This is a genomic window from Flavobacterium sp., from assembly GCF_041392085.1.
Lineage (GTDB): Bacteria > Bacteroidota > Bacteroidia > Flavobacteriales > Flavobacteriaceae > Flavobacterium.
Window position 1 is genome coordinate 12,984 of the sequence record NZ_JAWKMW010000015.1, and the last position, 15,280, is coordinate 28,263.

At 36.4% G+C, this 15,280-nt stretch carries 11 protein-coding genes; 6 read left to right on the plus strand and 5 right to left on the minus strand.

Annotation, left to right across the window (positions count from 1 at the left end; translation table 11 throughout):
* Nucleotides 1–290 precede the first annotated feature (290 nt).
* Together dnaK and R2782_RS12240 are read right to left on the minus strand one after the other, a co-directional pair.
* Nucleotides 291–2,183, minus strand: coding sequence for a molecular chaperone DnaK (gene dnaK / locus R2782_RS12235; protein WP_371268535.1), 1,893 nt, complete (start codon nt 2,181–2,183; stop codon nt 291–293).
* A 153-nt stretch (nt 2,184–2,336) separates the two neighbouring features.
* Nucleotides 2,337–4,835, minus strand: a complete 2,499-nt coding sequence (locus R2782_RS12240) for a M14 family zinc carboxypeptidase (RefSeq protein WP_371268537.1) — start codon at nt 4,833–4,835, stop codon at nt 2,337–2,339.
* Nucleotides 4,836–5,004: 169 nt separating this feature from the next.
* On the opposite strand from R2782_RS12240, the gene R2782_RS12245 reads away from it, so the two are divergent.
* Nucleotides 5,005–6,429, plus strand: coding sequence for an L-serine ammonia-lyase (locus R2782_RS12245; protein WP_371268538.1), 1,425 nt, complete (start codon nt 5,005–5,007; stop codon nt 6,427–6,429).
* Here R2782_RS12245 and R2782_RS12250 read toward each other — a convergent pair whose 3' ends face one another.
* Nucleotides 6,430–6,861: a nuclear transport factor 2 family protein gene (locus tag R2782_RS12250; protein WP_371268539.1), complete on the minus strand. Its 432-nt coding sequence runs from the start codon at nt 6,859–6,861 to the stop codon at nt 6,430–6,432.
* Nucleotides 6,862–6,872: 11 nt separating this feature from the next.
* Complete coding sequence (gene nhaD / locus R2782_RS12255; protein WP_371268540.1) at nt 6,873–8,159, minus strand: sodium:proton antiporter NhaD; 1,287 nt, start codon at nt 8,157–8,159, stop codon at nt 6,873–6,875.
* Between the two features lie 130 nt (nt 8,160–8,289).
* On the opposite strand from nhaD, the gene panB reads away from it, so the two are divergent.
* The 5 genes from panB to R2782_RS12280 all read left to right on the plus strand — a co-directional run bounded on the left by panB (nt 8,290) and on the right by R2782_RS12280 (nt 13,516).
* On the plus strand, nt 8,290–9,108 hold the full coding sequence (gene panB, locus R2782_RS12260; RefSeq protein ID WP_371268541.1) for a 3-methyl-2-oxobutanoate hydroxymethyltransferase: 819 nt from the start codon (nt 8,290–8,292) through the stop codon (nt 9,106–9,108).
* A 56-nt stretch (nt 9,109–9,164) separates the two neighbouring features.
* Nucleotides 9,165–9,866 carry an RluA family pseudouridine synthase gene (locus tag R2782_RS12265; protein WP_371268542.1) on the plus strand — a complete coding sequence of 234 codons (702 nt, stop codon included), beginning with the start codon at nt 9,165–9,167 and terminating at the stop codon, nt 9,864–9,866.
* Nucleotides 9,867–9,995: 129 nt separating this feature from the next.
* The gene (locus R2782_RS12270; protein ID WP_371268543.1) at nt 9,996–11,342 is read left to right on the plus strand and encodes a hypothetical protein; all 1,347 of its coding nucleotides are present in this window, start codon (nt 9,996–9,998) and stop codon (nt 11,340–11,342) included.
* 42 nt (nt 11,343–11,384) lie between these two features.
* Nucleotides 11,385–12,713 (plus strand): aldehyde dehydrogenase, encoded by a 1,329-nt coding sequence (locus tag R2782_RS12275; RefSeq protein WP_371268544.1) that lies wholly within the window; start codon nt 11,385–11,387, stop codon nt 12,711–12,713.
* Between the two features lie 14 nt (nt 12,714–12,727).
* Nucleotides 12,728–13,516, plus strand: a complete 789-nt coding sequence (locus R2782_RS12280) for a hypothetical protein (protein WP_371268545.1) — start codon at nt 12,728–12,730, stop codon at nt 13,514–13,516.
* A gap of 69 nt (nt 13,517–13,585) precedes the next feature.
* On the opposite strand, the gene sucC is transcribed toward R2782_RS12280, so the two are convergent.
* Nucleotides 13,586–14,782, minus strand: a complete 1,197-nt coding sequence (gene sucC, locus R2782_RS12285; protein WP_371268546.1) for an ADP-forming succinate--CoA ligase subunit beta — start codon at nt 14,780–14,782, stop codon at nt 13,586–13,588.
* Between the last annotated feature and the right edge of the window lie 498 nt (nt 14,783–15,280).

The following is a 15,280-nucleotide window of genomic DNA, read 5'->3' on the forward strand; positions in this document are numbered from 1 at the left end:
AAAGAAAAAAAAAGAAATAGATATTTAAATTGCTTCAACATAAAATTTTACAATTTCATGTTAAAATACAAAAAAAATGTAATACGTTGAAAAAACTTTGAGTAATGCTATTGATATGAGCAGTTGGTTTAATTAAAAAGAGGGGCGTTTAATTATTTAGTTTTTAATTGACTTTTAACTTTTCTCAAATTATTAGAAATTCCTCAAGTGTTAAAGGGTTATAACAGGAGAGCAAAAAAAATAGGGCTTTTAAAACCCTATTTTTTTATTGAACATCTATTATTTTAAAATTACTTCACTTCTTCAAAATCAACGTCTTGTGTTTGATCACCACTTGCATCGGCTTCCGGCTGAGCTTGTTGAGCACCACCTTGGCTTTCTGCTTGAGCTTTATACATTTCCTCTGAAGCATTTTTCCACGCTTCATTGATTTTGTCTAATGCAGGTTGAATTGTAGCAACATCTTTGGTTTCATAAGCTGCTTTCAATTCTGTTAATGCTGCCTCAATGGGTTGCTTGTTAGCATCTGATAATTTATCACCAAACTCTTTTAGTTGTTTTTCAGTTTGGAAAATCATTGCATCAGCTTCGTTCAACTTATCTACTTTTTCTTTTGCCAATTTGTCCGCTTCAGCATTAATTTCAGCTTCTTTTTTCATTCTTTCGATTTCTTCGGGTGTTAATCCGGACGAAGCTTCAATACGAATATCATGTGATTTTCCGGTTCCTTTATCTGTTGCCGAAACTTTAATGATACCATTAGCATCAATATCAAACATTACTTCAATTTGTGGCACTCCTCTTGGGGCAGGCGGAATTCCGTCTAAATGGAAACGACCAATTGTTTTGTTGTCATTTGCCATTGGTCTTTCTCCTTGCAACACGTGAATTTCAACCGATGGTTGGTTATCTGCCGCTGTTGAAAAAACTTGCGATTTTTTAGTTGGGATGGTTGTGTTAGCTTCAATTAATTTTGTCATTACACTTCCCATGGTTTCAATACCTAACGATAAGGGTGTTACATCAAGTAACAATACATCTTTTACATCTCCGGTTAACACCCCACCTTGAATAGCAGCACCAATTGCTACCACCTCATCCGGATTTACACCCTTAGAAGGTTTTTTCCCAAAGAATTTTTCAACTTGCTCTTGAATTACAGGCATACGAGTTGAACCTCCTACTAAGATTACTTCATCTATGTCTGAAGTAGATAAACCGGCATCTTTTAATGCTTTGGCTACCGGTTCCATTGAACGTCTAACTAAATTCTCAGCTAATTGTTCAAATTTTGCTCTCGTTAATGTTTTTACCAAGTGCTTTGGTCCACTAGCAGTAGCCGTAACATAAGGCAAGTTAATTTCAGTCTGTGTAGAAGAAGACAATTCAATTTTCGCTTTTTCTGCCGCTTCTTTTAAACGTTGAAGAGCCATTGGGTCTTTACGTAAATCTACACCTTCTTCGCTGTTAAATTCGTTTGCCAACCAATCAATGATTACTTGGTCAAAATCGTCCCCACCCAAGTGTGTATCGCCATTCGTAGATAACACTTCAAAAACACCATCACCTAATTCCAACACAGAAATATCGAATGTACCTCCACCTAAATCGTACACCGCAATTTTTTGATCTTTTCCTGATTTATCTAAACCATAAGCTAAGGCAGCAGCAGTTGGTTCGTTGATAATACGCATTACTTTAAGTCCGGCAATTTCTCCGGCTTCTTTTGTTGCTTGACGCTGAGCATCATTAAAATAAGCGGGTACAGTAATAACTGCTTCGGTAACTGATTGACCTAAATAATCCTCAGCTGTTTTTTTCATTTTTTGCAATGTCATGGCAGATAATTCTTGTGGTGTATATAAACGACCATCAATATCTACACGTGGCGTATCATTGTCTCCTTTCACCACTTTATACGCTACATTTCCAGCTTCTTTTGCACTTTCCGAATATTTATTACCCATAAAGCGTTTGATAGACGCAATGGTTTTGGTTGGATTAGTTACCGCTTGTCTTTTTGCAGGATCTCCCACTTTAATTTCACCTCCTTCTACAAATGCAATCACAGAGGGGGTTGTTCTTTTTCCTTCAGCATTTGCAATTACTACCGGTTCTCCACCTTCCATTACGGATACACAAGAGTTGGTAGTACCTAAATCGATTCCAATTATTTTACTCATAATTTTTTTATTTGTAAGACTTGTTTTTAATTCGTTTTGTAAACTTGCTATCTGAAAGACAAGGATTATGCCAAGCATAAAAACTTAAAAAAAATGTCATATTTTGACTGACGCATCAGAAAAAATATGACATTATGACATTTTATTACGAGTCTAATCTACCAAAAACAATGCATTACTGAACAATAGATTGCCATTTTCCCAAAACCCTCTAAACAATGGATTATCAATCATATAAATTACTTTTCCGTTACCGTAACTATCCACTGCAAACGAAACAGTCTCTTGTAGTGTCTTTTTTAATTTATTACCAATAAAGCCAAAACTTTGGTAGTTTTTGGGTACATAAATGACATTTTGTGCTCCTTTTAAAAGTTTAAAATTTGATTGAGTGGTTTTTAAACTAAAGTATTTATCCCCTAATCCAAATGTTAACGGGTGCGAATTATCAAGCACATTTTCAATAATTGCCCCAGGAATATACCCTGAAATTGAACGCCTTTCATTGTTTTCATAATCTAAAAAACGATCGGCTAATTCGGCTTCCTCTTGCATTTTCTGAGCTTCACTCTTTTCTTCTTCGGTAGCAAATTTGGTTAAATGATACCCTTCTCTGTCTTCAAATTGGGCAACGCCACCACCAATCGCAATTACTTTTCCGCCGTTATCAATAAAGTTATCAATTTCTTTTTTCTGACTATCAGAAAAGCCATACCAACCCTCTGGTAAAATCAACGTATTAAAATCACTCCATCTGATTCGGTTGAAATGTTGTACTTCGACAATGCTTACCGGATACTCAATCACTTGATCCATAAAAAACCAAACTTGACCAAAATCAATGTTGCTCACCCCACTTCCACCCAAAACGATAACTTTTGGAGCTTTTAAAAGCGGATAATTTTCCCCGCCTAAATCGCCACCGTTAGTTGCAAAACCACTCTCTAAAGCAACAAAATCATGCTTTTCTACCAGTAAATTTTGGAGCGTTTCCTCAAAATTATCCACTTTTACATTATCTCCTTTTGTAACAACCAAACCACCTCGTTCTACTTTTAAATCTCCAAAATAAACTTCTTTTAAAGCAGTTCTAACTTTAATATTATGCTGGTGTAACTTACTCAGTACACGAGCAGAACTTCTGTTATTCCAAGGTATATAATAAGCATAAGCATTTGAGGTCTTAGAAGGAACTATAAAATCTACCTTTGCTTTTGTTTTAATAGGTAAATTTCCTTTCAAAGCGTAGCTTTCTACTCCGTAAGCCAGCGGTAATGACCAAGCCGTAATATCATACGATAAGCTATCCGTTAATTTATGGTGTGGTTCAAATAAAACTTGTGTTAAAACTGCTCTGGGTTGATCAACTTTAATAATCAAATCATTCGGTTCTATTGTAAAAGCTTTGTCTTTATTCGATTGATAATGATAACCGTTTAGTTTTTTGGTCTCATTTGCAAAAGTTGTCTCGATACGATTTCGATTTAATAAAACGGAAAGTTCTTGATTTTTGGGACTGTTTTTAACAATATAGGTTTGGTATTTTCCTTTCGGTTTTGTTCGATTATTCTTAAAGTAACTTCTGAATTCTTTAATTAACTCTTGTTTTTGTACATACGAAAGTTCTACCACAGTAAGTATGGCTTTAGAATGATGCTCAATCCTGTTCTGAAGTGTTAATACCTCCCCATTTTTTAACAAAACAGCTCGTCCGGCTCCTATTCCACCTTGTTCATACGTCATCCCAACTGCACCGTTATAGCACGGATAAGTATCGCCATAACTCGGATAAAACAAATCAAATCGTTCGCTAGAGTAATACATCCAACCCTCTCTATCAAATTTCTTAGATGTAATCTCCCCTATCTTTTTGTGAAAATCACGTTGAAAAGGAGCAATTTGTTCATGATAAGGTTCGGCCGCCGGTGGAAAAAAATACGGTTCATTATATCCCATTTCGTGCACATCAGCATGTACCATGGGCATCCATTGATGATACAAATCCATTCGCAACTGTGTTTCCAATTGTGTTTGCCAAGCCCAATCGCGATTTAAATCGTATACATAATGATTTTGTCTTCCACCGGGCCATGGCTCCATGTGTTCTCTATCCGTAACTCCGGGATGCGTTTTTTTTCCTGAAACATCACGTAACCAATTGGCATAACGCGAAAAACCATCCGGATTTAAACAAGGATCTAAAATAACAACACAATCTTCCAACCATTTTTTTGTTTCTTTATTTGCTGGATTGACCAATTCATACGCGACTGACAAAGCACTTTCTAATGCACCCATTTCATTACCGTGAACATTAAAACTTAACCACACAATTGTTTTTGCTTTTGCATCTGTTTTAGTCGGAAAAAGTCCAATTTCATACAAATGATTTTTGCGGATTTCTTCTATATTTTTTAAATTTTCGGGTGTGGAGATATAATAAGCATTGAGGCTTCTTTCTTGTGTGGTTTCGCCATATTTCTGATGTTTTATCCAATCTGAATTTTGAACTAATTGTTCAAAATAAGCCTCTACTTGATGATAATAAGTGACTTGCTTGCCGTAATTGGGTAAAAATTCCGAAGGAGATTTAGGCTGTGAAAAGGCAATAAAACAACAAAAAAACAAGAGTAGGTTGTAAAATGAATTCATTTTAAAAAAATTAAAAGTCAAATATAGGTTATTTTTTGAACGGTTGAACTGAAAAGTTACTACACAAACTAATAAAGAAAAGTTAATTATTCAATTTTATATTTTAAGAAACTCGTTTGAATAACCTTCCAACAAAACACTATATTTGCCTTACTAAAACGATTTAGTTATGGAAGAATGTATTTCTGTTTTTGATATGTTAAAAATTGGTGTAGGACCCTCAAGTTCACATACACTCGGACCTTGGAGAGCAGCCGAACGTTTTTTAGCCGAATGTAAAACAGAAAATATTCTAAATCAAGCCACGAGAGTAAAGGTAGATTTATTTGGTTCCCTCTCCTTAACAGGAAAAGGGCACGCAACCGATTATGCCGTTATGCTCGGATTGAGCGGACAAGACCCGGAAACCATACCGGTTGCAGCTATTGACGATATTGTTCAATCGATTAAATCAAATAAAAAAATTAAACTCGGCAATGAATTGCTGTTGGATTTTGATATAGAAAAAGATATTGTTTTCAACAAAAACTTTCTTCCCTTTCATGCCAATGGATTAACTTTTACTTTATTTACTTCAGGTAAAGAATTTAGTGAAACGTATTACTCCATTGGAGGCGGATTTGTGGTAAAAGAAGAGCGAAGTAATGCCAAAATAAAACACCAAATAAAATGTGCTTTCCCTTATCATACAAACAATGCAGATGATTTACTCGCTTTTTGTAAAAAAGAAAATAAATCGATTTCTGAAATTGTGTATGAAAATGAAAAATCAATGCGTTCAGAAGAACAAATTCATAACGAATTGATGCGAATTTGGCATACGATGTTAGAATGTATGTACATCGGTTGTCATTCGGAAGGCATTTTACCCGGCGGATTAAATGTACGACGAAGAGCATATGACATGCATTTGGGATTAAAAGGCGAACTTCCGTATTCCAACCCACAAGAATGGTTGGAAACCATTCGAAAAACAGAAGTGAAGTTCCGACAAATTCTAAAATGGGTAAGCTGTTTTGCACTGGCAGTAAACGAAGTAAATGCTGCTCTTGGTAGAGTAGTTACCGCTCCAACTAATGGAAGTGCCGGTGTAATTCCTGCTGTTTTGATGTATTATATGGTTATTGAAAATCATCAAGCAGGAGAAAAAGAAATCAAACAATTTTTACTGGTTGCCGGAGAAATTGGCAGTATCTTCAAAAAAGGAGCTACGATTTCAGCTGCGATGGGTGGTTGTCAAGCGGAAATTGGCGTATCCAGTGCCATGGCAGCAGCAGCACTTTGTGAATTAATGGGCGGAACACCCGCTCAAGTGACCATGGCTGCCGAAATTGCCATGGAACATCATTTAGGAATGACCTGTGATCCGATTGGTGGCTTGGTTCAAATTCCTTGTATCGAACGCAATACAATGGGAGCGATTAAAGCCATTAATGCAGCCGAGTTAGCTTTAGAAACCGATGCCTTAAATGCAAAAGTTCCGTTAGATAAAGTAATCAACACCATGTGGGAAACCGCCAAAGACATGAACTCTAAATACAAAGAAACGAGTGAAGGTGGATTGGCTGTTGGGGTGAATTTAGCGGATTGTTAGTTACTTCCTCCTCGTGTCCAAAATATACACCACTTTCCAAACATCATTTTCTTTATAAAGTTGAAAAGAATTCACTCCGGAATGGCTCAATTTGTCATTCACATAAAATTCATACGGTGTCCAAACGTGAGCCATTGTGCCATCAACTTGAACTTTGAAACCTAAAATTTTTTCTTCAAATTTTATAGATAATGGAATTGAGGCAATAGATTTATAAAAATTAGAAGCTTTTTCAACAGAAAATTTTGCCCCTTTTTCCGATTCGGAAATGGAATGTAAAACCAAATTTTCGGAACAAACTTTCTTTAAAGCGGTGGAATCTCTTTGGTGAAAAGCTTGAAAAAAAATACCAATCGTTTGTTGCACCTCACTTTCTTGAGCAAAAGAAAATTGACAAAAGAATACCAATACTAGAATGAAAACTTTTTTCATAGATTAAGCGTTTAATGTATCAGTAGATGAATGATCAAATACGTTACAATTCCGGCTATATATCCTGCTAAAGCTAACGGTGTAATTTTTTTCAAATACCACATAAAAGTCATTTTTTCTTTCTCCATAATAGCCACTCCGGCTGCAGAGCCTATAATCAACATGCTACCACCTGTTCCGGCACAAAGAGCAATGAATTCCCACAATGAATCATCTATTGGGTATTCTGAAATAGAAAACATTCCTTGTGTAGCAGCCACTAAACTACCATTATCTACAATGGAAGATAAAACGCCAATGGCTACAATCATTACTTTATTATTGGGTAAGCTTTCTTGTAAAAAGGCAGATAACTGACTTAAAATTTGAACTTCTTCTAAAACATAAACCAACAACAAAATACCCATAAAATAAAGTATCGAACTCACATCCACTTTAGATAAGGCAGAGGCGACCGAATATTTTTCTTTTTCCTCCAACGATTTATGCCGATGATAAACAATTGAAACCAAAGCAACAAAAGCCAACGCCATTAACACCCCAATAAAAGGAGGCAAACCCGTGATTGATTTAATTACAGGCACCATCACCAAGCCAAAAACACCGGCCAAAAAAACACTGACACTGCCTCGCATTTTTTCTTCCTTAATCACCTCAGCCATAGACAATTGAACGCGAAGCATGGTAAATCCTTTCATGCGATAACTGGCAATAAGTAAGGGAACCAAAATACACATTAATGAAGGAAGAAAAAGTATTTTTACGATCCCAAAGGCACTCACCTGCCCTCCAATCCAAAGTAATGTTGTTGTAATATCACCAATCGGACTAAAGGCTCCTCCTGCATTAGCCGCAATCACCACAACCCCGGCCAACGTCATCCTGGTCTCACTTTTGGGCATTAACTTTCGTAACAACGTAATCATAATAATGGCGGTTGCTAAATTATCGAGTAAAGCAGACATAAAGAAAGTAATGCCGCCAACAATCCATAATAATTTTAAAACCGACTTGGTTCGTATCCGGTTTGTAATGACCGAAAATCCTTTGTGCAAATCAATCAATTCAACAATTGTCATAGCTCCCAAGAGAAAAATAAGCAACCCGGCAATTTCACCAAAGTACTGTACCAATTTTTCAGAAACATCGTGTTGATTTCCTTGATACAAGAAGGCATAGACAATCCAACATAAAGACCCCGTTAGAATAGATGTGATGGTTTTATTAATGCGAATTGGCGATTCAAAAATAATCGATAGATAACCTAAAATGGCAATTGCCAAAAGGATTGAAGTCATTTTTTAAAGTGTAAAAAATCCTTAGCTAAAGTAGTAAGTTTTTGCCACCAAAGAACATCTTTGTTAAAATATTTTAAGACACAAATAAACATTCCTTACATTTGTAATTCGTTACTTAAATTTACATAAAATGTCAACAGCAAAAAAAGACTACAAACGCATTACTACCAAATCTCTTTTTGATATGAAAGCGAATGGTGAGAAAATATCTATGCTCACAGCGTATGATTTTACGATGGCGAAAATTGTTGATGCTGCCGGTGTTGATGTAATTTTAGTGGGTGACTCTGCCAGTAATGTAATGGCAGGACATGAAACTACATTACCCATCACATTAGATCAAATGATTTATCATGCCAGCAGTGTAGTACGTGCATGTGAACGGGCTTTGGTGGTAGTTGATTTACCTTTCGGGACTTACCAATCTGACCCGAAAGAGGCGTTGCGTTCTGCTATTCGTATTATGAAAGAAAGTGGCGGCCATGCCGTAAAATTAGAAGGTGGTAGTGAAATCAAAGATTCTATCAAAAAAATATTGAATGCCGGCATCCCGGTGATGGGTCATTTGGGTCTAACCCCTCAATCCATTTATAAATTCGGTACTTATACCGTTCGTGCGAAAGAAGAAGCGGAAGCGGAAAAATTAGTAGAAGATGCCAAGTTATTAGAACGTATCGGCTGTTTTGCTTTAGTATTAGAAAAAATACCGGCCAAATTAGCTCAAAAAGTGTCCGAAAGCATTTCTATACCGGTTATAGGAATCGGTGCAGGCAGTGGTGTGGACGGGCAAGTGTTAGTATTACATGACATGATTGGTATGACGCATGAATTTAGTCCACGATTCCTAAGAAGATACATGAATTTGTATGAAGAGATGACCAAAGCCATCGGACAATATGTTACGGATGTAAAATCGTTAGACTTTCCAAATGCTAATGAACAATATTAATATGGTAATTTGTCGATGTGGCAATGTGTCGATTAAATCAATGAGATAATTTGAAGATGAAAATAATTACTACAAAAGATAATTTACAAATTCTTCATGAAGACAATCATCTCATTGTAATAAATAAAAGAGTTGGCGACATTGCACAAGGCGATAATTCGGGAGATAAACCGCTACCCGACATTGTGAAAGAATTCCTTAAAGAAAAATACAACAAACCAGGCGACGTTTTTTTGGGCGTAGTTCATCGGCTTGACCGACCTACATCAGGAATCGTTGTTTTTGCTAAAACCAGTAAAGCGTTGACCCGAATGAATGATTTGTTCAGTTCTCGTGAAACGCAAAAAACATATTGGGCAGTGGTGAAAAACAAACCACCTAACCAAGAGGATACATTAATTCATTATATCAAAAGAAATCCGAAAAACAATACCGCTAAAGCTCATATTAAGGAAGTACCGGAGAGTAAAAAAGCAAGTTTAGATTATAAGGTGATAGCGGAACTGGAAAATTATGTTGCCTTAGAAATTAAACTTCATACCGGAAGACACCACCAAATCAGAGCTCAATTACAAGCTATAGGTTGTTCGATAAAAGGCGATTTAAAATATGGTTCAGACCGCAGTAATTCAGATGGAGGTATTCATCTTCATGCCCGTAAACTTTCATTTATTCATCCGGTTTCCAAAGAACAAATAACAATTATTGCACCGGTTCCAAATGATGTTCTTTGGCAATCTATTGAAACTAAACACTAACTTTTTCCGTTTATAAAGTAGGGAAATTCCTTTTTCGATTGTTTCTAATCCAAATTAAAATACCTATTTATAGGCATTGATTTTTTACAAAAGAAATAGCATCTTTGAAACTAATTAACTATAATCACTATGAAAAAATTAATTGTTCCAGCTTTTATCCTATTTAGTATTTGCTCATTTGCACAAGAACATTTTTCCGGGATAGGAACTTCCAAGCGAATTGGCATTCTTAACGCAAATTTCAATCCTGCTGAATTAGCTAATCTTACTTCAAGAATGGAAGTAAATCTTTTTGCTACCAGCATCAATGTTTCTAACAACAAAATTGGTTTTAGCGATTTGAATAGTGATGAAGATATTGAAGATTTAATTTTTCGAGGTAATGAACCGGTGAATTTGCGATTTGATGTGGAAGTTGCTGGTCCCGGATTCGCTTTTAAACATCAAAAATGGGGATTTGCCATTACATCAAAAGTGTACGGAAAACTAAATTTAGTAGATGTAGATGCTAATATTGGTGATGCCATCGCCAACAACGGATTAAATTCGTTAGTAAATTTTACAACCTTAAACGGAAATTATAACCAACGTTTAGTGGGAACAACCTATGGCGAAATCGGACTTTCTACTGCCAGAAGTTTATGGGAAACCGACAAATACAAATTAAATGGAGGAGCAACTTTTAAACTGTTATTCCCGGGGTCGTATGCTAATTTTGGAGCCGATCAGTTTAACGGAACAGTAAACTACATTGGCGGAAATGCTTTCTTAACTAATGCTAATGCTTCCCTTAATATTGCTTATTCGGGCAATTTGGGTAGCAGTTTTTCTGATTTTGAAAGCTATTCTGATTCCGTTTTTGGAAGTTTAAATGGCTTTGCTGTTGATTTTGGAGGAACGTTTACCATTAAAGATGAAAATAACGGTTACAAATTTAATTCAGGAATTTCTGTTAGAAATATTGGTGGAATGACTTTTAAAGATGAAAATAATTCCTCTACAAACTATAACTTAGTTATTCAAGGTACTGAAAGTTTAAATTTATCTCAATTTGAAGATGTTGACAGTTTGCAAGAAGTGGAACAAATTTTGGTTGATAGCGGATTCCTAACCACTACTTCTTCTTCAAAAGATTTTAAAGTTAAATTGCCGAGTGTTTTGAATGCTTATGCAGATTTACAAATCATTCCAACCTTATATGTTTCGGCGTTTTTACAACAAAAATTAACCGATGATTCCAAAAATGATCAAATAACCGCACAAAATGTAATTACCTTAACACCGCGTTTCTCGTTAAAAAATTTCGAGGTGTTTGCCCCATTATCCCAAACCGAAATTGCCGGATTCAATGCCGGAATTGGGTTTAGAATTTATGGCTTCTTTATAGGTTCCGGTTCTGCTTTTACGGCTTTGATTAACGACAGTAAACAAGCTGATTTTTATGTAGGATATCGATTGGGATTGGGCAAAAGTTAATTTTTTCCCCTATATTTGAATGCCTGTTCAAACCCATTTGAAATGAGTTCATTTATTTCTGTAGCAAAACGAAAAGCATTGCTCAAAAAACTACTCGTAACTATTCAAAAAAACGAGTCAGCAATTAGTGAAGCACTGCATAAAGATTTTAAGAAACCTCCTTTTGAATCCTATATCACGGAAACCCATTATGTGATTTCCGATTTAAAACATACGATTGCCAATATCAATCGATGGACTAAACCCCAACGTGTTTGGCCATCAATTCTAAATTTACCCTCCTCCGAGTTTATTTATACTGAACCGTATGGACGGGTACTGATTATTTCGCCGTGGAATTATCCTTTTCAACTGACGATGTGTCCGCTTATTGCAGCCATAGCAGGGGGAAATACAGTCGTATTAAAACCTTCGGAACTAGCGTTTAACACAGCACAAATTGTTACAACAATTGTAGAAAAAGTATTTGATGTCAAAGAAGCCGTTGTGGTACATGGTGGAGCTGAATTTACCCAATCATTACTCGAAAAACGCTGGGATTATATCTTTTTTACCGGTAGTGTTTCCGTAGGTAAAATTGTAGCCCAAGCGGCAGCAAAACATTTAACACCCGTAACCCTAGAATTAGGCGGAAAAAATCCGTGCATTATTGATGAAGGAGCAGATTTGGAAATTGCTGCCAAACGGATTGTGTGGGGAAAATTCCTAAATGCCGGTCAGACCTGTATTGCACCGGATTATATTTTAATACAAGCAAAAGAGAAGTACAACTTTGTTGCCTTACTTAAAAAAGAAATTACAAGAGCTTATGGTGAAAATCCGGAAGAGTCAACTGACTTTGCCCGTATCATTAACACCAAAAACTGGCAGCGATTACAAGCCATGATTGACCCCAAAAAAGTAATACTTGGCGGAAATTCAAACGAAGAAAGTCGATACATTAGTCCTACCCTATTGGATGAACCCGATTTGAACAGTGAAGTGATGAAAGACGAAATCTTTGGCCCTATTTTACCCATCCTTTCCTATCACGATGAAAAAGACATTCATAAAATTATATCTCACTACGAAAAACCGTTGTCTCTTTATGTTTTTTCGAAAAATAAAGAGTTTGCCGAAAAGATGATTACCGTTTATTCTTTTGGAGGTGGGTGCATAAATGATTGCATGATTCAATTTGCCAATAAACGCCTTCCCTTTGGAGGTGTTGGTCATAGCGGAATGGGTGCTTACCATGGAAAATTCGGTTTTGATTCCTTTTCACACAAAAAAGGCATTGTTAAAAAACCAACATGGGGTGATGTACCTCTACGTTACGCTCCTTATAAAAATAAATTGAAATACATTAAAAAATTACTATCTTGGCTATAAACTAAAAACAATATATGGAAAATAATATGACTAAACGAATCAATCAAGTTGTACAAGATGGTTACTATCTTGACTTTAGTACCGTAATCGAAAAAGCATTTGAGAATTATAAAAAAATTGCTTTAGTAGGTGGTTTAGCCTTTTTACTCATTATGATTGCTGCGTTTGCCTTTTTTGGTTCTATTGCAGCCATAGCCTTTGGAGCAGCCGATATGATGGGAACTTTAACCGAATTTAACCCGATGAACTTTTCGGTAGTAGGTATCTTGATTTACTTTTTAATCATGATTGCATTTGCCGGTTTAACTGCCCCAATAGGAGCCGGATTTTTTAAACTGGCTCATTTGGCTCAAACCAACAAGCACTTTTCGGTTGGGACCATTTTTGATTATTATAAAACTTCCTATTTCAAAGAGTTGTTTGTTGCAGCTTCGGTATTGGCTATTATAAATTTTGCTTTTGCTACAGGCTTTGAACTTTTAGCCTTTCCTATTATTGGTTCACTTTTAACCTATGTGGTTGCTTTTTTCACTATGTTGGCTGTTCCATTGATTATTTATGGAGAGCAAAAAGCGTTGGATGCCATAGTTATCAGCATCAAACTGGTTAGCAAACAATGGCTTATTTTATTAGGGCTGGCTATTGTGAGTGTCATTTTTATGCTTGTCGGTTTAATAGGATTATGCATCGGTATCTTATTTACGTTTCCGTTTTGGTATTCTTTTTTGTACACTGCGTACAATTCTATTTTACCTATTGAAGTAGCCAGCGAAATTGAAGAAATTGGAAAAACAGAAGAATAAACATAAATCAAACAAACCTAAAATAAAAAAACCTGAGCTTAGCTCAGGTTTTTTTATCACATAATTAAATTATTTTGTCAAAGCTGCTTTCACTTGGTCTGCTGCTTCTTGGAATTGTACTGCCGATAAAATGGGCATCCCGGAATTATCAATCAATTCTTTTGCAATCTCAGCGTTTGTACCTTGTAAACGTACGATGATGGGCACTTTAATGGCATCTCCCATATTTTTGTAGGCATCCACAACACCTTGAGCCACACGGTCACAACGCACGATTCCTCCAAAGATGTTAATCAAAATCGCTTTTACGTTCGGGTCTTTTAAGATGATACGGAAAGCTGTTTCCACACGTTTTGCATCCGCTGTTCCACCCACATCTAAAAAGTTAGCAGGCTCAAAACCGGCATACTTAATCAAATCCATTGTAGCCATGGCCAAACCGGCTCCATTCACCATACAACCTACGGTTCCGTCAAGATCAACATAGTTCAAACCAACCTCTTTTGCTTCTACTTCAATCGGATTTTCTTCACGAATATCACGCATATCAGCAATTTTGGCTTGTCTGTACAACGCATTATCATCAATATTTACTTTGGCATCTACAGCCATGATTTTGTTGTCTGACGTTTTTAAAACCGGATTGATTTCAAACATCGACGCATCGCAACCAATGTACGCATTGTATAAGCTATCTACAAACTTCACCATTTCTTTGAATGCAGTACCCGAAAGACCTAAATTAAAGGCAATTCTTCTAGCTTGAAAAGCTTGTAATCCCACAGCGGGATCTATCTCTTCTGTAAAAATCAAATGAGGTGTGTGTTCGGCCACTTCTTCAATATCCATTCCGCCCTCGGTAGAATACATAATCATGTTTCTTCCTTTGGCACGATTTAATAAAACCGACATGTAAAATTCTGATGTTTCGCTTTCTCCCGGATAGTAAACATCTTCGGCAACCAATACTTTATGTACTTTTTTTCCTTCCGGTGGTGTTTGCGGTGTAATCAATTGCATACCAATAATTTGCTCTGCAAGCTCTTCGACTTGTTGCAGGTTTTTAGCCAACTTCACTCCGCCACCTTTTCCCCTTCCTCCGGCATGAATTTGAGCTTTGATAACGTGCCATCCGGTACCGGTTTCTGCGGTTAATTGTTTAGCGGCTGCCACGGCTTCAACCGGACTGTTTGCCACAATGCCACGTTGGATTCGCACGCCGTAACCGGCTAATATTTCTTTTCCTTGGTATTCGTGTATGTTCATAGTAGTAAAACGTTAATCTGTTTAAAAAAAAGTGTCACAAAAATAGGAAACAAATTCTGAAAAGCGATTATTTTTTTGGAATAAATTGTCAATTTGGTATATGTTTTGGTTGTCTGTTGTCGGTTGTTGGTTGTCGGTTATACTTAATTTGCGAATTGGCGGTTAACTATCGTTTCTTTTACTAGGAACACGGATGACGCGGATGGAGAGGATGCAAATGATTTTTTGATTCGCTTAGCGAAAGCGGATGGAAACAGATTCGTGAATGCTATCCTATTTCTCTATTAAAAATGGCTCTCTTCATCAGCAAAAAACAAACCTCAGTACCTCAGTACCTTTCTTTTCCTACAAAATTTCCCCAAAAAAAAGGTTTGCTTCGAGATTCGTTCGGGTTTTGTTCGAACCGTGTTCGGAAAAAGAGGGTGTTTTCCGAACAAATACGGAAGCTCTTCCGAACAAATCCCGAACGAAACCCAAAAAAAGTGTCTTTTTTTGGGT

Excerpts from the sequence above, each read along its gene's own strand:
- dnaK (WP_371268535.1), bottom strand. The coding sequence starts at position 2,183 with ATGAGTAAAATAATTGGAATCGATTTAGGTACTACCAACTCTTGTGTA.
- R2782_RS12240 (WP_371268537.1), bottom strand. The coding sequence starts at position 4,835 with ATGAATTCATTTTACAACCTACTCTTGTTTTTTTGTTGTTTTATTGCC.
- R2782_RS12245 (WP_371268538.1), top strand. The coding sequence starts at position 5,005 with ATGGAAGAATGTATTTCTGTTTTTGATATGTTAAAAATTGGTGTAGGA.
- R2782_RS12250 (WP_371268539.1), bottom strand. The coding sequence starts at position 6,861 with ATGAAAAAAGTTTTCATTCTAGTATTGGTATTCTTTTGTCAATTTTCT.
- nhaD (WP_371268540.1), bottom strand. The coding sequence starts at position 8,159 with ATGACTTCAATCCTTTTGGCAATTGCCATTTTAGGTTATCTATCGATT.
- panB (WP_371268541.1), top strand. The coding sequence starts at position 8,290 with ATGTCAACAGCAAAAAAAGACTACAAACGCATTACTACCAAATCTCTT.
- R2782_RS12265 (WP_371268542.1), top strand. The coding sequence starts at position 9,165 with ATGAAAATAATTACTACAAAAGATAATTTACAAATTCTTCATGAAGAC.
- R2782_RS12270 (WP_371268543.1), top strand. The coding sequence starts at position 9,996 with ATGAAAAAATTAATTGTTCCAGCTTTTATCCTATTTAGTATTTGCTCA.
- R2782_RS12275 (WP_371268544.1), top strand. The coding sequence starts at position 11,385 with ATGAGTTCATTTATTTCTGTAGCAAAACGAAAAGCATTGCTCAAAAAA.
- R2782_RS12280 (WP_371268545.1), top strand. The coding sequence starts at position 12,728 with ATGGAAAATAATATGACTAAACGAATCAATCAAGTTGTACAAGATGGT.
- sucC (WP_371268546.1), bottom strand. The coding sequence starts at position 14,782 with ATGAACATACACGAATACCAAGGAAAAGAAATATTAGCCGGTTACGGC.